Below are 19,158 nucleotides of genomic sequence, written 5' to 3'. Positions count from 1 at the left end.
TGGACACCCTTGCCCTTGGCTAATGGTTCCCACTGCCAAGCCCATAGCGGACTTTCACCGCCAAGCTATCGCCCATGCCGGGCGCACACTAAAAGAAATAGCCCACCAGTATCTGGTGGGCTATTTCGAATTCTTATTAAATTCTATTCTAAGGCTCGTAGCGAATTAAGCGCTGCCGGATTTTGCGGCTCAAGCTTTAAAACCTGCTTAAGATCCTTGATCGCTTTGTCTTTATCACCGAGCTTCCTGTAAGCGACCTCGCGGCTAAGATACGCTTCGATCCATTTTGGACGTTCCTTGATCACAAGATCGAGTTCTTTTACGGCCTGCTTCAAATCGCCTTCCTGCAGCCTGATTAACGATATTCCAAAGTGGGCTTCCGGATTTTTCTTATCGATATTTATTGCCGTATTAAGGTCATCAATGGCGGCATTGGTGTTGCCGTTATTAAAATAAAGCCTGGCCCGATAAACAAACGCTGCTGCATCCCTGGGGCTGAGAAGAACAACTTTATCGAAACTATTTATCGCCCTTGGGAAATCGCCCTTAGCTTCAGCGATAGCCGTCTGCAGACTATAGTAGTCTATGGCCCTCGATCTTGCATAAATCAATCCGCCGATAGCCACTAAGACGATCACTGCAATTATGACCTTTTTTTTCACAAACAATTCACCTCTTCTAATCCATCTTAGATGGTTGCTTACATTTTAGCAAAAACCTGTTGCTCAGACTATGTGCGAAGTTTCCCAAAAGGGACCACTAAGCACCGCTGTCACGTGTTTTAGAATTCGCTCTTAGTATAACGCAGTTTTAATTATTATCCAACCATGTGGTTTCTCATTTTTATCGATATTTTAACAGTAACTTCCAGCTTCCGTAATAACCAATGCCTTACGCGTTTACTTCCAACATCCCTATCCGATAGTGCAGCTTTTGTGTCGGACAGTTTAAAAACCCTCTCTCCGGGTAAAAGCTAGTAGCTCGGGGTAGAACGGACCGCCCTGCAGGCGAGGCGTTATTAGCATACATGCTGGTAATAAGCCTGGTCTTGAGCAAATTTCAATTGGTTACCATCTAACCGAGCGAAGGGCGATCACTCAATTTAGAGAGTCAGCTTTGAGAGGAGATTATATGACAAGAAAGTTAGTTTTACTATGTGCAACCACACTACTCACACTATTACTATCGGGCTCATTGTTGGGGTCGCCGGCCATAGGCGCAACATATTCAAAACAAGAGATAATACCACAAAACAAAGCTGAATGGACCGATGCTAGGGAGGGGATATATGCGATTGATGTTGAAAAAGTGGTGATCGCCGATGATGGCCCAAATGTGGAGTTTACGGTAAAAGCCTATGACTCCTTTAATAAAAGCCTTCTTGCCAACCAGCACATTTGCTTTTTTATTGATACCGACCAGAACGCCGATACGGGTATCCCCGATCTTCCCGGGATAGAACGTCTTGTTGAGATAATTTATTTCGAGGAGAACGGCATCAGCAAACTCACTGCCACGGTACATGATGGTCATACAAAGTTTGGCGGATCGGAAGAGGTTACTCAAACCGCGGATGGCACAAGTATAATTGCCCGGATTCCGGCAAGTTTTCTCGGAAATATAACGAAGTTCAACTGGTCTATGTGCGTTTTTGATGACAGCACTTATAAGATTTTCGATTCGGTCCCCGATGACGGCTTTGCTACATATGAAATAGGTAGCGATGACAGCGGTGGTTCCGGTGGTGGCTCTGGCGGAGGCTCAGGTGGTTCCGGTGACGGCTCTGAAGATAATGGGTCTAAGGAATCAACAACCGTCGTTGAGGGCGATAAGGTAGAACCCACACATAACTCGGCTTCAACCAATTTCAACGATATCTGGTCGAGAGACTGGTTCTATGCGGATGTTATGTCTCTTGTTGATAGCAGCGTTGTAAACGGCTACAGCGATGGTAGCTTTAAGCCTCAAAACAACATAACCCGCGCGGAATTCTGTAAAATGATTCTCGCAGCGCTGGGCCAAGAACCGGATCCGAATGTGTTTCCGTCGTTCAACGATACGGTCTCACATTGGGCATCAGCCTACATAGAAAAGGCCAAAAAACTCGGCATAACCGACGGATACGCGGGCGACGTTTTCAAGCCGAACAATTATGTGACGCGGGCAGAGATATGCAAGATGATTTGTAACGCTAAAAACATGAACCTGAAGAGTACCCCAAGCGGCTTCACGGATTGCAGCGGGCATTGGGCGGATGGGTATATCTCAACGCTAAGAGAGACCGGCATTCTCTCCGGCTATACGGACGGCACATTCAGACCACAAAACCGCGCTACAAGGGCCGAAGCGTGTAAGATTATTTCTTTGATGCTGCATAATTAAAACACAAAAACACAAGATTTTAGGCACATACGGCTAGTGGCTCAGGGCGATTATGCTCCCCTGAGCCACTAGCCTTTTAATCTCCATGTTCCTTGTTTTCCTTGTTTTCTAAGAGCTTGTTAGAAATTAGAAGTCTGTTTGTAGCTTAAACCGCTCTTACTAAGAATTCCGAGCGCTTCCCGCACAGAGGAAACGATGCTGAGGAGATTGCCAAATGAGCTGAGCTTGCGCCTGAATTTTCCATTTAACCCTACGACCACAAGCCTCCCGTCGTTTTCTTCAATCTTATGCCGTGCCCACAGAATTGCGGCCAAACCACTGTTGTCTAAATAGTTCAGTTTCTTCACATCAACAATAAGTTTTTTGTTTCCTTCGTTAATAGTTTCAGCGATCTCATCCTTTAGAAGCTGAACCGAACAAATATCACACTCCCCGCCAGCAACGATCATGTCTACGTTGTTAACCATCATCCTCCGTATGCTTAAATCGTTCAATTGTTTTTCTTGCAACTATAAATCACCTCTGATAAAACTGTGCACAAAAATTTCCTTTTTATTTATAATTCCCGAAACGCCGAATGCAAAACATAAAATGTGAGCGGAGTCAGGAGTCAATGAACAATAAAAGGGCCGGTTTCTTTCAAACCGGCCCTTTTATTTGATAAATGCTATCGAGTTATGTTATTAGAGGCGCTCTTTTATGAGTGACTCTACAACCGAAGGATCTGCGAGGGTTGAGATATCGCCAAGCTCGCTAATCTCATTGTGGGCGATCTTTCTTAAAATCCTCCGCATAATCTTACCGCTTCTCGTTTTCGGAAGTCCCGGTGCGAATTGCATCTTATCGGGACTTGCGATCGGGCCAATGATGGTCCTTACGTGGGTTACCAGCTCTTTCTTAAGCTCAGGCGATGGCTTGAAGCCGTCTTTGAGTGTTACGTATGCGTAGATACCCTCGCCCTTAATGTCATGCGGGAATCCGACAACTGCGGCCTCGGCTACGGATGGGTGACTTACGAGAGCCGATTCCACCTCGGCCGTGCCGAGCCTGTGACCGGATACGTTGATAACATCGTCAATTCGTCCCGTGATCCAGAAGTCGCCGTCTCTGTCGACCCTTGCGCCGTCTCCCGTGAAGTACTTGCCTGGGAAGCGGCTGAAATATACTTCTTTAATTCTGGCGTTCTCAGGATCGCCATACGTACCGCGCAGCATTCCCGGCCACGGCTTATCGATTACCAGGTAGCCCTGCTCATCTACTGGGGCCGGTGAGCCGTCCTCTTTGACGACCTTTGGCTCGACGCCGAAGAACGGCCTTGTCGCCGAACCTGGTTTCAATGTCATTGCACCGGGTAGCGGTGTGATTAAGAAACCGCCGGTCTCTGTCTGCCAGTAGGTATCAACAATCGGGAGTTTACTTTTACCGACCTTATTGTAGTACCACATAAACGCTGCCGGGTTGATCGGCTCACCGACGGTTCCGAGAACCTTTAGTGATGAAAGATCGTATTTCTCAACCCAGCCGTCGCCTTCTTTCATGAGCGCCCTGATGGCCGTAGGGGCCGTGTAGAATATATTAACCTGATATTTGTCGATTATATCCCAAAATCTTCCCGCATCCGGATAGCTCGGGACACCTTCAAACATTATGCTTGTAGCGCCGCATGTCAGAGGTCCGTACACGACATAGCTGTGTCCGGTAACCCAACCGATATCTGCCGTGCAGAAGTGGGTCTGCTCTTCTTTATAATCAAAAGTCAACCTGAATGTAAGCGCTGTGTAGAGGGTGTAGCCGCCGGTTGTGTGAAGAACGCCTTTTGGCTTGCCGGTCGAGCCTGATGTGTAGAGGATGAAGAGTGGGTCTTCAGCATCCATGTGCTCCGGCTCGCAGTAGCTAGAGATATCGTTTGCGGCCATCTCTTCATGCCACCAGGTATCTCTTCCTTCCTTCATTTCGGTATCGCCGGCCCTGTTGACGACGATTACGCTCTGTATTGACGGGCACTGCTCAAGTGCGGCATCTGAATTCTTCTTAAGCGGTACTACCCTTCCGCCACGCATACCGTTGTCCGCTACGACGAGTACTTTCGCTTCGCAATCCTGGATCCTATCGCGTAAGGCCTGGGAACTAAATCCACCAAACACCACGCTGTGAATTGCGCCGATTCTTGCACATGCGAGCATCGCAATTGCAAGTTCCGGAATCATAGGAAGATAGAGAGATACTCTATCGCCTCTCTTTACACCTTTTTTCTTGAGAACATTTGCGAACCTGTTAACCTCACGATGGAGCTGCTGGTAGGTGTAAGTTTTGGATGTACCATCGTCGGCTTCCCAGATAATAGCCGCTTTGTTCTTTCTCCAGGTATCCAGATGCCTATCAAGGCAGTTGTATGAGGCGTTTAGCTTGCCACCCTGAAACCATTTGATATACGGCTTATTAAAATCGTAATCGAGGACCTTATCCCATTTCTTGAACCATGTGAGTTCTTTTTCCGCTATCTCGGCCCAGAACCCGTTTGGATCCTCAATCGACCTCTTGTAAAGAGCCTCATACTCTTCCATGCTCTTTATATAAGCGTTTGCGCTAAATTCCGGCCTTGGAGGGAGCACCATTTGATCCTCCTCAAGTACAGTCAGACCTGTCTGTTCCGTCATTCTTTAACCTCCCCTTAATTATCTCTCCCTACTTGTTAAGTAATGCTGGATTTCTCGGCCTTAAGGGAGCTGTCGATATACATAGCGATCATTTGTTTATCCCGCGGGCTTATCGTCGTAAACCGGATACCGATCCGGTACATTCGTGCAAGATTCCCGTGCTGAATGCAATAAGAGACCGAACCCGTCGCGCAGGCTTTTTCGCTGGCCTGCGGCAGGACGATTTCGATCTCGGCCTGCATGCCTTCCTGGATGGGACTCGCCGCGTATACCAGTAGCCCCACTCCACCGCGCCCAATATCCTGCACGGCGATGCCTTTATAGATATTGCTCTTCCCTTCAAAACGAACCCGGTAGCTGATATCATCGGCGGACTTAATGCGGATTGCCCTCCTGCGCTTTAATATCTGTGCGCTCGCAATCGGGCTTAGCGCGAGGTATGCGCAATTGTCGGCCTGCTGTTTTATAACCACTCTGAGTGAACAAAGATCTCGCGTGGCCGGGATGAACATCATCGGGGTCGCGCCTTCCTCAACAAAGGGGAGGCGTACGTCTTCAATTGCACGGCAGAAGATAAGCGGCGTGTCGAGCGTCATTACAACAGTATACGGCAACGGCTCATCGGCATCGCTAAACTGCACGTCAACCTGCGTTCCGGGCTGCAGCAACTTCTTTATATACGGCCAGTCTATTAACTTAGCATCGTTTGGTGATTTCCCCATAATACTGGCTATCGGCATAGCTAGCCGGAACTTAAAACAAGCAGAACCAGCAACCGCTTTGTGAAGAGTTTACGCGGGGAAACCTCATCGACGACGTTGCAATTCCGGTCCTTAAGCGGCACGCCTAAACCCACCGTTTAAGTACTTACTTCCTGCCGAGCCGGATATTCGCCAACGGCCATGCATACTCGTATAGGTGCAGCCCTTTTGAGACAGCGATAATCTCCCCGTCATCTACGCCTATCTCGCTCGCCATAAACTCTTTCATCATCTGCAGACCCGCGAGGTTTGCCGGGAAGCCGCCCCATAAATCCCAGGAGCGAAAATACACATAGAAGTGAAGTTTGCCGTAGCGCACCCTTGTATCGACCTGACGCAGACACGGCGGATCTTCCAGATAAATGGAATTTGTATCGCAAACCGCCATACATGCCTGGTTGGTCATGAGACCGTCTTCTTTATACATGCGTATAACTTCGAAGAGCTGCGGTTCTAGAAATTCGCCGTACGTGTACTGCTCGTTCTCTTGCTTCTCGGAGGTCATAAGATATTTCAGATAATCCTGAACGTATTCCTCGGAAGCAGGTGGGATAAGACCGAGATGCGCCGGAATGTCGGGCACGAGCGGCTTGGTGCCCGGGTATTCTATTTGAATCGTGACGAAGTCAAGCTCTCTGCGCTTCGAGCCCTGGTAGCTCCCACGATCGATCTTGTATTCGAACCCATCATTAACAACCGCGTTGATCGCTTGGAACCAGGCATCGGGAATATCTCGTGCAGTAATTTGGGTGAGTTTCATTGACCCTCCTCGTAATCAGCTTGCCCCCTAGGGCCGCAAGCCCATAGTACCAATCATAGTATCAATGCCGTCTCGTATACACAATATGCCCATTCGGCGTATTTAGCTATCGCCGGCCATCCATTGCCTAGTTTTGCTAGCATAACAATAGCGATTTTTCAGGTGGTTCTATACAAAAGTGCATCTATCGTGGATAATATAAAAGTCCACTATATCTGAAATAACCACCAGATGATTATGGTCGGGTAACGGCAACCGCTTGCTGCCGTGAGTTGGACGAAAAAACCGGGGCACGGTGTACCGGTCACCTGGAGGTGAAAAGAATGGCTCAAGGTAAAGTAAAATGGTTTAGCAGCAAAAAGGGTTTCGGCTTTATTGAGCAAGAAAACGGCCCGGATTTATTTGTGCACCACAAGGCTATCCAGGGTGAAGGCTTTAAGAACCTGAACGAAGGCGATATCGTCGAGTACAGTGTCTCCAGCGGACCGAAGGGTGAGAATGCGATTGACGTGAAGATTATCTCACGCAGCGAACAGCCCTCAGAACACAGACCGAGGACAAGCAATGGTCGCGATAATCGTGATCAGGACAAACCGTTTAATAGAAGCATCGAAGACCAACTAAAAGCACTTCGCAAGAGCAGCAAGGAAAACCAGCAAGACCTCGCGAACAGACTAAAACGCCGCTAATATCAATTCACGGAATTGCGCTATAAAGATTGAAGGGCTCATCGTGAGCCCTTCAATCTTTTTTTAATATCGGTTTATATTCTTTTTATGCTTTCTCAAAATCGGCCTTGCCGGCTCCGCAAACCGGGCACACCCAGTCGTCGGGGATATCTTCAAACGCGGTTCCAGGTGCTATACCCGAATCGGGATCACCCACTTCGGGGTCGTATACATATCCGCACACCGTGCAAATATATTTATCCATGCGCTTCTCCAATGTCTTTGGTTCTTCTACAGGTTCTTCTTTGATATAGGTCGGCGCCGTCTTCGGAGCTGTCCCTCGTTTTACCTCGTGATAGTAGGCGTAGGTCATGGGCTCGGTATTACTCAACGCCTCGGCGTCGGTTATCTGGCCAAGGAAGATAGTATGGCTCCCGCAATCCAGGCTGCCGACGACCTTAGCCTCCAAATATCCCACGGTATCATCCACAAGAATCGGGGCCCCGTTTGTACCGAGTTTATAGTTCACACCCTTGAACTTATCCAGCTCCCTGCCCGATTTAAAGCCGAAGTTCCCGATAGTCGTCATCGGAACCTCTTTGGCCAGGATTGAAACGATGAACACCCCACTATCCGCGATGAACTCGTGGGTAAGATTCTGCTTGTTTATGCTAACCGCAATCGTGGGGGGCTCGGATGTTATCTGAACGACCGCGTTTGCGATCTGCCCGTTGAGCTTATCCCCTTTCTTCGAACTTACAACGTAAAGGCCGTAGCTTATCTTATATAAGACTTTGTTATCCATGATTCATTTCTCTCCTTTTCCGGGTCTTATACCTTTATACCGGACCGCGCCTCTTCATAAACAAGAGGGTCCTTGCTTGGTAATAATGAATTTAGCTAGATAATTCCCATTATCTAGCAGGCGCTAAACTTTACAGAGGTTTATCTTCTTTCCCAGTAGCTTCTATGACGTTTACAAGCAACTTCCCGGAAAACTCAATGCCCTTGAGATATGGATGCCCGATCACGTCACGCGGTGAGGGTGCCGTGCCCTCCGACCAGTTTTTCGACATAAGCCACACATTCGACTCCGGCGGACAGACCTTCAGATGATTTGCACTCGCTCTACCGAATTATGGTAATTTAAAACAATTTACCCCTAATTTTAAAGTCACCCGAGTTCAGCTTCCATTTCTTGCAGAAGCGCTCTATATCCTTTTTGACGCGCTCATGGGCTTTAAAGAACTCATACGCCTCATCCTTCATTTTTTCGCTCTCTCCCAGCGCAGACCTGGAATCGCGGTTGTCAGACTTCCTCTTTCCCTCAAACCGCGCCAGCTCATACTGAAACTCGCTAATCAAGACCAGGTTAGATTTAAGCGCGCGCAGATCATTCACCACGGACCGGTCGACAAGCTTGCTCTTAATCTGCGGCGCCTCATCCTCAACCACACCCAGCCCCCGGCTGTCACCTGTATTCGCCAGATCCTTCGCAATCGTCTCATCCAACCGCGAAAGCGCCTTAGCCTGCTCGACTAAAAAATTGAATTGAGCGATCTCATGCTGTCGCTCGACAATAACAAACGCAGCAATGCTATTTACCGCTAGAAAAAACAGGATGCTTATAGCAACCAATACTTTCTTCACCATAACACCCGTACCCCTATGAGTATCCGTCGTTTGACTAATTATACGCTATCAAGCAGGGGTTTCGTCTAGTGAATTCGAGAAATTTACCTAACCGCCTCTTCTATCGCCCGCAGAATTTCGGCCTCATCGATCGGGACTTCCTTGCCGGCGATAGAAATATACGATAGTGTTATCTTAGCGGCTGAACAGCTCTTTAATTTTAATGGTAAACTGAGCATTAGCTTCTAGAAACATCGTTAAGACCCTTACGCCTCATACCGATAATAATAAATAATGTAAAGAAGAGCTGGAGGTAATATGTCTAGGTTTGTGATTGATAGATTTAAGGGAAGGCCTGCCTTGGGCATAGTTGAAGCCAAATTTGCCAACGGCAGGGTCGCTGTAACCGGGCATGATGCCAAAGCCGTCCGGGAAATCAAGTTCATTATGAGCAAGCCACTTAGTGCACCACAATTTACCGCTTCTGGGACAACCGTTCTATCCATCAACATGGCTGACCTGCTTGAACCCGGCTCAGAGGAACACTTCATAGCGGTTATAAAGTCTCTTCCAGATTATGGGTTCTCAGCAAGACGGACAGACTAACATATCCGCTCCAATACCAACTCTTTAAAACTATTTGCCGTTGGAGGTTTCACCCTTGGTCAAAGAACTTAGCTGTGAAAAATGTGGTAAAACGTGGCGAGTACAGGTTCCTGTCGAGCTTAAAGCGAGAGTACAATCTTGCCAGGCTTGCGGTAAATTTAAGTTTCACCTCGAGCCGGCAAATCCAAAATATTCCAGTCTTAAAGGCATGCGATAACCATCTTGCCCCGGCTTAGACCAGAAGAAGATTCCTCCGAACCCCATCCGACTACCAAAAATAATAAAATCAATAACTTTGAATTGATAAGAAAGGCTGCAGATTGTATGCCTGAACTGCGGTGATATAATATCACGTTTTCAAAATAAGTCGATAATTTTATCCAGCATCGGCACGTTTCTTCACTTCTCGCTCTAACCTCTCCCCAAGCGCTTCTGCTGTAACATCTAGGTCATACTGGGCTTGCAGGCCGAGCCAGAACTCAGCAGAGGTGCCAAAGAACCTCGCAAGCCTCAGCGCGGTGTCTGCGGTAATGCTTCGTTTACCGAGAACGATCTCGTTTATCCTTCTCGCCGGCACACCGATGTTTATAGCTAACCTGTTCTGACTCATATCCATAGGCTTGAGAAACTCCTCTAAGAGTACTTCGCCGGGATGTACCGAATGTAGCTTTTTTTTCATGATACCCCTTTCTAATGGTAGTCTGTTATTTCGATTTCATAGGCATCCCCGCCCTGCCATACAAAACAGATACGCCACTGATCGTTAATTCTTATACTAAGCTGGCCTTCACGATCTCCTTTAAGCCGCTCTAATCTATTAGCGGGCGGAATTCGTAGATCATTAAGGTTCTTGGCGTTATTTATCATCCGTAGTTTTCGCAACGCAACCTGCTGAATATCCCGAGGTAGCTTGTTGGAGCCCTCCCGACTGTAGACCTTTTCAGTTTCTTTGTCCTTGAATGATTTTATCATCGGTTTTAATGTTATAACGTTACGCGTTAAACGTCAAACGTTAAAGCCAGCATAATGCAACCTCCCCGTCATAACAAAAACCGCAGCGACATTACTCGGACTCTACGGATTCTCAACCAAAACAAAAACCCCCGGCACTCTACCAAGGATCGGCTGTGGGCCCTGTAGGATTCGAACCTACGACCAAGGGATTATGAGTGGCTACAGTGGCTAAGAATAGCCTGAATGGTTTGTGTTTCAGTGCTCTGGCCTGCACATTTGAAGTGGCCATTATGCACTGGTTGTCGCCAAGAGAATGGCGTGATGTGGGTTCTGACCCCTTTTTGACCCCTCGAGTTTGAGCAAATCTTAACTGATGGAAGCGCTATGAAAGACAAGTGCTAAGTCCAGTCGTTAGCAAATGCAATCCCTTGGTCATGGTGTAACCTCGCTCCCTTTGTGTTGGCAGCTTGAGTGGAGCTCGATGATGATAAGAGATGCGAGAACATAACCTCGCTGAGGCCTAGAGCGCGCTAGAAATGAGCTTGGCTGATTTTCTTAGAGGCAGCGTGTGCAACCCCTACTTTTTTCTTCTTCGCCGGAGCCATGATCTTCTCGACCTCACTCTTGGGGATGCCCTTCTCTACTCTGGTGGCAACTTCTTTTCTGATTCTCTCGATATCTTCAGAGGAGATATCCAAATTCGGTCGTTTGTCTCTCATAATCCGAGAGCCCCTTTCAAATAATCGCGCCGGTCCTCAGCTAGGTACGGATATACTAAATCCTGTGTTATTGAATTGCAGTTATGGTACGCGAGTCTGGATCTAAAAGCAGCCTATAATCTTCTGCAATCCATTCGCCTATCGCTTCATAACGGTCGCGTTGTTTCATTTGAAGCAGCGCTTCTGGGCCACCATTTCTCATTATGGCCACATGGTCTATATACTCAGTAAATCGGCTATCAAAACCAAATTCTAGATAATTCCTGTAGCATCAAGTGTTTTTAGGTGGCAATATTCGTGCAATAATGTTCTTACTATTGATTCTACGACATCATTCAACCTATCAGCAAGAGCTTCATCAGCGCTTAGCCTCTTATAACGGCGCCGCAGCTCGGCAGGAAGCGGTTCATGCACGCTTAATTTCTCATAAAGGCTTCGCATCTTGTCACAATACCACGCGCAATCTGCCGCTAAATCGACGCCCTGTAGATAGATATTTGGTCGGCCGACGAGGATAAATCCATACGACGAGCCATCGTGGTAATCGCTGCTCTTAATCGTTATTCCAGTAAAGTCAGCGCCCCTTGCCTCTGCTACGGCTACAGCTTTCTCAATAGGGTCCTCGGATTTTGGTACACCCTTTATCGGGCCATATTCTACGCCATCGCTGTCTATGCTTTCTGTCACGATTACAATGTTGGTCATGATAGCTTTCTAACGATCTTTATCGACATAATCCTCGGTTTAAAGTTCACTAGTTACTTAGCACTTGACCCTCGTGTTTATTCTAGCAGAACAATTATATTGCTGCCTACACGCCGGAAAGCTTATCTGTTAGCGGAGCACAATAGCATTTGATCGACAATTAAGATTCCTTGTAAGAGCCTGTGCCATGCTCCTGTAACCTCTACGCCGACAGCCACCTGACCAGTAATCAGGTTTCCGTCAGATTTATCCCAGCAGTGTAAAAAGCCCCTGGTTTTGACTGCATTATTCGTATTAACGACGCTTCGTCGGTTCTTCACTTTCGTTCAGCTTCATGGCACGCACCTGACTAATGTATTAGCCTTTTCCGTTTGCGCTCAGTACCACAGCTTTTGACTGCAGCACCCAAAGGCGGTTTGAAACCTGTACCTGAATACCGATTTCGAGGGGCCTTCCCTCATCTCTTACAAAGCATGAATGAGTTGCGTCTTCACTCTCCTTTCAGTGCAATTCATTCTTCAGGACACACTTTTACGCTTACTTCTTTTTCACATCCAAGTAAATACGGTTCAGTCCAAACAACTCACGTTTAACTTGGAGGATTGATTGCTCTAAGTCATTTTCGCTTTCATAATCTACTCGCCTGAAAGCGCCTTGTTGCGTCCAAAAAATACTCAATTTTTCTCCCTTTTAACAAGTCGCTAATCACACTACGTTGCTGATTGAACAATATCGAATAGAGACCGCTGCATAACATCAGGCTTAAAAACGTCACCATCAACTATTAAGTCGTGACGTTCTAGCAATTCATCATTAACATAACAAAAGGATTGTGGGGGTGAAAAATCCGGCAAACACTCCCGAGGATCGATAGGATTCTCAAATAAACCTACTTGCCCTATTTCTATAGCAAAACCTTTTGCTTTCCCTGCATAATATTCGAAGAATTCGTTTTCTTGTATTCCAGCTAGATCTTTATATTTCAACCACAGGTTTTTAGGGGTGTCCTCATCAACCTGCCCCGGGAATATTGCACCAACGATTTTTTTAACCGGCATAGATGCGTATATGTAAATCATTTGGCAATCGACTTTAAATATGGCTTTTCTGAACTCATACTTTTTGTCGCCATCGATTATCTTCTCTACATATTTGGGCTTAATCGACAGTAAAACGCTCATCAATCCCACCTTTTTTCTTTATCTGTAAATAATTCTCATGGTTTATCTGTAGTATCGATTGGAGGGCTGTTGTTGATATTCCAATCTCCTGTAAATCATTGGGATTCAACCGATCCTTTAAATAAAAATGAAAACGAAATTTGATGATTGTAACAGGACTTTCTGTCATTTCATTTATTCCTGCCCTATCAAAAACCGTCCGTTTTCCTACAATGCGAATGACATCGTCTGAGCTCGCTATATCATAATAAACATCCTCGATAACCCCTAAGGCCGTTATTCCTGATTCCACTCTTGAACGATAGAACAGTAAGATATCACCATCGCTCATCTTCTTTACTCGCGGATGGCCGAGATATGCCTTTGTAATCGCATTCCCTTCGGCTAAGAGATCGCCACCGTACTCCAACAAAGACAGTTGTCTCGTTCCATAGTCGGGGAATAGTCGCGCATGGTATTCAGGCCAAATCGGTACTATAAATTTATTCACTTGTTCCCCGTCATAAAAGCTGGGGTAGAACTCCTTAGCGATTAGAGTAATTGGTTCTAGCTTCCTATCAGATATTGTCCTCTTAACAAAGACATCTTCATCGCCTTTCACCGTCTTTTTAACGGCTACTTTATGAAAGCCAAATTGTTCAATTAAGTCGACGAGTTCATCGTTTGTTTTTGAGAAATGTGTAAGATAGATTTCGTCTATACCTTTTTGGATAGCAAAATCGATCGACATCTTGATGAAAAGCTCACCAATTTTATATCCGACGTGTGTAACTTTTAGGGTAGATATCTTGATCCTAGGCTTTGCCGGCAAACTCGGCTCTGAATCTACTGATTCATTCTCGTCTTTATACATAAGAATCGCGCCTATCAACTCATTCTCGCGTTGATAAACCCACGCTTTCCTACCCTCTCGACTAATTTTTCCCCACCACTCCGAAAACTCGGGGTAGTCTTCTTTGAGTGAATCAAAAATCGGGTCCGATAAATCCAGATTATGTACGGGTAACTCCTCTAACGCGGGCGGTGCTAGAACTTCAACTCCCGTGAATTGTTTTTTGAAGTATTCAAAAGACTCGTCGATATTTAGAACGCGGTGCGCAATACCTAACCGCTCCGCTTTTTTTCGTATCCCTTTATCCTCGGTGATCAGAAAATCGACAGCATTCTTAAGGACGCAATAAAGCAAACTATTATCGATATAGTCGTTTATCTTAGTAGGCTCACCGACAATCGCTTGAAACTTATCGTCCTCTTTGGACTCGGGCGGACTCTCTAACCGCGGATACGTCTCAATTTTGGAGAGCAATATCTCCTTTTGATTACTATTGCGATTGCCTTCAATCTCTTTAATCGAGAGCGGGTGTATTAGAATCCTAACATCAGAATTGTGCAGAATCTTTAGCAATCCTTGCAGCGCATCAGGCACTAAAGATTGACTTTCTCTATGGATAAAGATATTCGTATCAATTAATATGCGCATAATTTTCAACCTGGGATTCGTTTATAAAAAGTATCCTAGATTATTTCGCTCATAAGGAGCGAATACCCTGCGAGCGTTCAAAACAAACAATGAAATCAATCATAAGGTTGGATGCTCTTGTGCGATAATTTTGAGTTGGCTATTACTTCTCACTTCTCAAAAACGTAACTTCAAAAGCCTTACACGGTCTGGCTTCTTGTAGTCGATTTGCAAATGCTAGGTCGTCGTTCATATCGTAATGTTGGAAAATATCTAGTCCTCGGTCTAGTGATATCTTCCAACCATGATTGGTTGTTATGCTGCGAGCATGGATACTATTTTGCTTCGCATAATCCCATGTTAAGTAAATGCCTATGGCCAAAGCGGATTCACTTATCTTCTGAAGGTTTTCTTCCTGCTGTTCGTGCTTAAACCCATCAGGATCTTTGGATGTAACGACGTGAACTTTCACCTCGTTCTCTTTTGGCTTAATCTTTGTGATTAACTCCAGAAGTTCCATAAGGTTACGGATTTGGTAAAACGCCCGAATATATGGGTCAACGATAGTAATCTTGGTGGCATCCTTAAGGTATGATCCAAACAGTGTCTCATATGAGATTCCTCTTTGGTTTTCTTGGAATACAAAGTGGCGCTCCTCTAGGGTTGGTATTTCAGTTGCCTGCGTTATGGTGCCAGGCGTTTCAGCAGTTACATGCTCATCCTCGACAATGGTTTCTCCCGCCCCAGTATCTCCATCTACGACAACTTCCTCGCCATCTGAACCATCGCCCACAATTCTGTAATAATAATTCGGATACTCTTCTTCCTCTAGGGTTTTTACCGCATGGGATTCACCGGACTTGCTTTCATAGACAAAGCGAACCTCGGCATACGTTGAATCAAGTCGCATGAGCTGGTCTTTGACTCGCTTTCGACCTTCAATGGCAATCTTAAGTATCTCCTCGATTTCTTCTGAAGATGCCTCACCTTGAGGATATAATATCTTCATCAAGCCAGAGAACGTCTTATTTATGCCATCTCTATCGCGTGTAGAAATGTCGGTGCATAGTGAGAAGTAGTCGTTGTAGCGATCTGAGTAATCATGGTTTCTCAGTGAGCGCAGGATTTCGGCAAGGTAATCAACCACAAAACCATACCCGTCGGAGAACATTTCGCCGCGAATAATATCGACTTCCCAGCCGGGAACGTAGAAATGAATACGATCCAGAAACGCCGAATCGTGATACTGCTCGGGAAGCTCATTGAATAAATCGGCGTGCTTAAGCATATACGGCACCGTATGTTGCGTGTTGCCGACAAAGACCATCGACGCCTCAGCCCCAAGCGTCTCAACACCACGAGAGAAGGATTTGTTTGCCATGTAGTTCTTTAAAATATCGACCAGAGCCTTGTCGGCTTTCTTTTTCCTACCCGCAAATTCATCGAAGGCAACGACATCCCAGTAACCGACCAGCCCTATCTTACCCGACGCGTTGTTCACAAAAAGCTTCGGTACCGAGACCTCGCCGCCCGAGATTAAGATACCGTGTGGAGAAAACTCCGAGTAAATGTGCGACTTGCCGGTGCCTTTTGGACCAAGTTCGATTAAGTTATAGTTGCGCTCACAATACGGAACGAGTCTGAGAAGTTGGCTCAGCTTACTGCGCCGTCCAAACATCTCCGGATTAAAACCGATGCTCTGAATTAGCAAGTCAATCCATTCATCAGTCGTAAACTGCTTACGGGCCTCTACATACGTATCAAAATCAAAATGCGATAGCTGGATTGGCTTTAATGTTGCGAGAATCCAGGGTGAGACATCTTTATCTTCCGTAAACTCATACTCGAGATCGGCTATACACCAAACGCCGCTAACCAGCAGTTTGGGATGGGCTTTAACTGTACCGGTATCAACCAACACCTGTTTAATGCCAAGATTGGCAAATTCAGCCTCATAGACGTCCCTTTTATCGTTCAAGGATACGCTAACTTTATCTATGACCTTGTGGCGGCCTTTCTCGCGTATCGTAGACCGGATGAGACCAGCTTCATTTCTGTGCACGTAGTGCTTCCGCAATATCTCTTTGACGGTTTCGATGCCGGTTTCTATCGTTGCCTCATCATTCGTAGCGCAGTATTGCCCTAAGAGGTATTCAAGAACATAGGTTGGAACAATAGCATTGCCCTTAACTGTTTTAACTAAATCCTTGCGAACGACAAGCCCCGGGAAATGTTCATTTATTTTTTGGTCTAACTCGCTCATGCCTCACCCGCCTTTACAGTATCTTTAAGCATCTAAAAATCAAAGTCGCTGGTAAATGATCTTCGCATCGTGTATCTGAGCGACTTGTACTCTTTATAATGTGTTGTTTCTCCCTGTTGCTCTTCCAGTTTTAAGATAACCTCCTGGCCGTTTACTTCATCAGCTTTTTGCGTCAGTACAAACTGCACCTTGAGTTCGCGCTCCCGTGGGTTTTCGGATGACAGATCAAAGGTAAGCTCATGACTGTCTGAGATCAGCTCATCAGCTTGCGTGTAAATGCCTGCTCGCAAACTCCTGAGCTGCACCTTATCGGTAGTTGCCTGCGTCTGGTAGAAAGCAACCGCGAGCTGCCCTGATGTAATAATCGTGCTCGCACCGCGCAGGATTTCGACTTCGACCATAGAAATATCGCTCTGTCGTTTTTTGTTAATCTTAATAACCGGAATAACCACTTCCTGTAGAGACGCTCCGCCGTGCACATACCGGCTGCCGGAGCCTTTTAAGCGAAGGCGATTGATAGATTTGGGAATCTGCACTTCCACGTCACCGGTAAGCCCCAGCTCTGCAGAGGTAAATCTGCGCAAACTGGAAACTTCCTTTAACCCCTTCCCGAGCACAAAGCGCCTGTCGCGGAAATTGATCTTTTCGCCTTCCGCATCGAGCCCCGAAAAATCACTCTCGTCGATTGCGCGGTTTTGATAGATAAACCCATGGTCTGCCGTTACCAGAAGATTGTTGGCATTAGCGCTAGTAAGCTTCTTAACCAACTTAATCAAATCTTGTAGGGTCTCCTCAACCGCTTCAAAAACCCGCTCTTCGGATTCGCGCTTGTCTCCGGTTACATCGATGCGATTGTGGTAGATGTAGACCACGTCGTAATCACGGATAAATATGCGACACTCATCCTTAGTCATAGCCATCAGCTCATCAGCTTTAATGGCTGTTGCTTTCTTGTCCATAGCTTGAGAAAGAATCTTGATACGATTTGGTCTGCCTTGTGAACTTTGCCCATCGACTAAGACAACTCCTGAATCGTTGTCTGCTAGGGATAGTTCTTTGTTCGGCAAGAGCGCCGCCATACCCAGTTGAGTGTAGGTCGGCAGCATCGCGAGCGCAGCCTCTAACTTTGCCTCAAATCGATCTTCCTTATTCATAAGGCGCAAGAATTCTTCACCTATCTCATAGCGCAGCGCATCCGAGACAATAACACAAACTTTGTTATCTTTACTTAAGAATGGGCGCACGTGGTACTCGAAGAAGTCTCGCTGCAACGGGATAGGTGTTGCGTCCCATTTATCAGTGGTATCTACAAAAGACTGCCAGCTATCATTTACTGGCAGAAGATAATTATTTGAATAATAATTCTCGACTTGCTCTGTGACAGGCCCCATCAATGAAGCCTGCGCTGCGCACCGTACATGGTAAATATATTTGCGATAGTGCTGGTCAAGCTTAAACAAGAAACTACTATACTGTTGAGCGCCATCAGTAATAGAATTCATGGACAATTTAACCTTACCGAGTATATGGAAGAATTGCGCCGCATGATCGATTGCCTGGTATAAATCCTTAAATTCATCGTACCAATGTCCCTGGCGTCTCTGACGAACCCAAAGCGCCACATCGCCTGCTGTAACAGTACGCTCGGCAACACTCTTTGCCAGGTCGCTAATGATTTTTCTATCAATCAATTCAAAATAGTCGAGGTCGATGAGGTCACGAAAATCGCGCTTGGCCAAATCCTGCTCGATTGCAAGCATATCCGCACACTCATCGGAAAGCATTTCGAAGGTGTCCTCATACTGGCGGCTATCCTTCCAGCGCTTTAAGAAGACAAGCGCATCACCCGTTAACCGGACTTCGCCTTCAACTCCCATGGAGTAGCAGGATTTGAAAAGCTCGATCACAAAATCTTGGACCCCCGGTGCAGAAGAGCTGTATCCGTAGTACCGGTTCATCTGTTGCCAGAGAAACACATCAAGCCCACAGCGACCGATGAGCTTGATCTTTTCCTCTTGACCGTCGGCCAACTCCGCCAATAGATTCTCAATAACTGCGTCCATGCGAGGCTCGGCACCCGCGCATATCGCCAGCATTTTCAAGCTGATTATGCCCTCCGTATCGTCTTTTTTTAAGAGGCGTTTCAAGGCGTCTTTGCGCTTTACAGCCTGGAAGAATTCGGCGTGCGCATTAACAACCCCATCAAACCTCGGGTCCAACTCCAACTCGCTTAGTAAGAGCGCCGTCTTGCCGGTGCGAAACTCGCCATGTGCAAGCTGCACATCCAACAGCCAGTTTTCAATATCGGCAGGTTGCACCCCTTCACGGTATAGCAAGAACCTGTCTTCCGGTTGTTCGCGAAGTATGCGGTATTTTACGCCAAACTCGTTGTTGGTCAGCTCTATTTTTTC

The 19,158-nt window shown here is 46.4% G+C and carries 18 protein-coding genes and 1 pseudogene; 3 read left to right on the top strand and 16 right to left on the bottom strand.

Features of this window, described 5'->3' with window-relative positions; translation table 11 throughout:
• Positions 1–143: 143 nt before the first annotated feature.
• On the bottom strand, positions 144–662 hold the full coding sequence (locus COY37_RS04250) for a tetratricopeptide repeat protein (RefSeq protein ID WP_286678285.1): 519 nt from the start codon (positions 660–662) through the stop codon (positions 144–146).
• Positions 663–1,131: 469 nt separating this feature from the next.
• On the opposite strand from COY37_RS04250, the gene COY37_RS04245 reads away from it, so the two are divergent.
• Positions 1,132–2,382 (top strand): S-layer homology domain-containing protein, encoded by a 1,251-nt coding sequence (locus COY37_RS04245; RefSeq protein WP_286678284.1) that lies wholly within the window; start codon positions 1,132–1,134, stop codon positions 2,380–2,382.
• 119 nt (positions 2,383–2,501) lie between these two features.
• Here COY37_RS04245 and COY37_RS04240 read toward each other — a convergent pair whose 3' ends face one another.
• The 4 genes from COY37_RS04240 to COY37_RS04225 form a co-directional block, all read right to left on the bottom strand.
• Positions 2,502–2,891 (bottom strand): STAS domain-containing protein, encoded by a 390-nt coding sequence (locus COY37_RS04240; protein ID WP_286678283.1) that lies wholly within the window; start codon positions 2,889–2,891, stop codon positions 2,502–2,504.
• 174 nt (positions 2,892–3,065) lie between these two features.
• On the bottom strand, positions 3,066–5,039 hold the full coding sequence (gene acs / locus COY37_RS04235; RefSeq protein WP_286678282.1) for an acetate--CoA ligase: 1,974 nt from the start codon (positions 5,037–5,039) through the stop codon (positions 3,066–3,068).
• A gap of 35 nt (positions 5,040–5,074) precedes the next feature.
• Positions 5,075–5,761, bottom strand: coding sequence for a PilZ domain-containing protein (locus COY37_RS04230; RefSeq protein ID WP_286678281.1), 687 nt, complete (start codon positions 5,759–5,761; stop codon positions 5,075–5,077).
• Positions 5,762–5,906: 145 nt separating this feature from the next.
• On the bottom strand, positions 5,907–6,560 hold the full coding sequence (locus tag COY37_RS04225) for a thymidylate synthase (protein WP_286678280.1): 654 nt from the start codon (positions 6,558–6,560) through the stop codon (positions 5,907–5,909).
• A gap of 323 nt (positions 6,561–6,883) precedes the next feature.
• Between COY37_RS04225 and COY37_RS04220 the strand changes: the two are divergent.
• Positions 6,884–7,081 (top strand): annotated as a pseudogene (locus tag COY37_RS04220) (cold-shock protein); the annotation flags it as partial.
• A 253-nt stretch (positions 7,082–7,334) separates the two neighbouring features.
• Here the strand turns inward: COY37_RS04220 and rd are convergent.
• The 3 genes from rd to COY37_RS04200 all read right to left on the bottom strand — a co-directional run bounded on the left by rd (position 7,335) and on the right by COY37_RS04200 (position 9,099).
• Positions 7,335–8,033, bottom strand: coding sequence for a rubredoxin (gene rd, locus COY37_RS11800; protein WP_353682441.1), 699 nt, complete (start codon positions 8,031–8,033; stop codon positions 7,335–7,337).
• A 341-nt stretch (positions 8,034–8,374) separates the two neighbouring features.
• Entirely contained in the window at positions 8,375–8,881 is a 507-nt protein-coding gene (locus tag COY37_RS04205; protein ID WP_286678279.1) for a hypothetical protein, read from the bottom strand.
• 83 nt (positions 8,882–8,964) lie between these two features.
• Positions 8,965–9,099: a hypothetical protein gene (locus tag COY37_RS04200; RefSeq protein ID WP_286678278.1), complete on the bottom strand. Its 135-nt coding sequence runs from the start codon at positions 9,097–9,099 to the stop codon at positions 8,965–8,967.
• Positions 9,100–9,178: 79 nt separating this feature from the next.
• On the opposite strand from COY37_RS04200, the gene COY37_RS04195 reads away from it, so the two are divergent.
• Positions 9,179–9,466: a hypothetical protein gene (locus COY37_RS04195; RefSeq protein WP_286678277.1), complete on the top strand. Its 288-nt coding sequence runs from the start codon at positions 9,179–9,181 to the stop codon at positions 9,464–9,466.
• A 376-nt stretch (positions 9,467–9,842) separates the two neighbouring features.
• On the opposite strand, the gene COY37_RS04190 is transcribed toward COY37_RS04195, so the two are convergent.
• The 8 genes from COY37_RS04190 to pglZ form a co-directional block, all read right to left on the bottom strand.
• Entirely contained in the window at positions 9,843–10,145 is a 303-nt protein-coding gene (locus COY37_RS04190) for a HigA family addiction module antitoxin (protein ID WP_286678276.1), read from the bottom strand.
• Between the two features lie 11 nt (positions 10,146–10,156).
• The gene (locus COY37_RS11795; RefSeq protein WP_286678275.1) at positions 10,157–10,438 is read right to left on the bottom strand and encodes a type II toxin-antitoxin system RelE/ParE family toxin; all 282 of its coding nucleotides are present in this window, start codon (positions 10,436–10,438) and stop codon (positions 10,157–10,159) included.
• A gap of 512 nt (positions 10,439–10,950) precedes the next feature.
• Entirely contained in the window at positions 10,951–11,139 is a 189-nt protein-coding gene (locus COY37_RS04185) for a hypothetical protein (protein WP_286678274.1), read from the bottom strand.
• 252 nt (positions 11,140–11,391) lie between these two features.
• Positions 11,392–11,844 (bottom strand): hypothetical protein, encoded by a 453-nt coding sequence (locus COY37_RS04180; RefSeq protein ID WP_286678273.1) that lies wholly within the window; start codon positions 11,842–11,844, stop codon positions 11,392–11,394.
• A gap of 710 nt (positions 11,845–12,554) precedes the next feature.
• Positions 12,555–13,025 carry an ASCH domain-containing protein gene (locus COY37_RS04175; protein WP_286678272.1) on the bottom strand — a complete coding sequence of 157 codons (471 nt, stop codon included), beginning with the start codon at positions 13,023–13,025 and terminating at the stop codon, positions 12,555–12,557.
• Positions 13,003–14,505 (bottom strand): PIN domain-containing protein, encoded by a 1,503-nt coding sequence (locus tag COY37_RS04170; protein WP_286678271.1) that lies wholly within the window; start codon positions 14,503–14,505, stop codon positions 13,003–13,005. Before COY37_RS04170 ends, COY37_RS04175 begins: the two co-directional genes overlap by 23 nt.
• 142 nt (positions 14,506–14,647) lie before the next feature.
• Positions 14,648–16,747, bottom strand: a complete 2,100-nt coding sequence (brxL, locus tag COY37_RS04165) for a BREX system Lon protease-like protein BrxL (protein ID WP_286678270.1) — start codon at positions 16,745–16,747, stop codon at positions 14,648–14,650.
• Positions 16,748–16,779: 32 nt separating this feature from the next.
• A partial coding sequence (pglZ, locus tag COY37_RS04160) for a BREX-1 system phosphatase PglZ type A (protein ID WP_286976295.1) occupies positions 16,780–19,158 on the bottom strand: 2,379 nt, incomplete at its 5' end.

It is taken from the genome of Candidatus Aquicultor secundus, from assembly GCF_002791875.1.
In the GTDB taxonomy this organism is placed as follows: Bacteria; Actinomycetota; Aquicultoria; order Aquicultorales; family Aquicultoraceae; genus Aquicultor_A; species Aquicultor_A secundus.
This window is presented reverse-complemented; position numbering and strand designations above follow the sequence as displayed.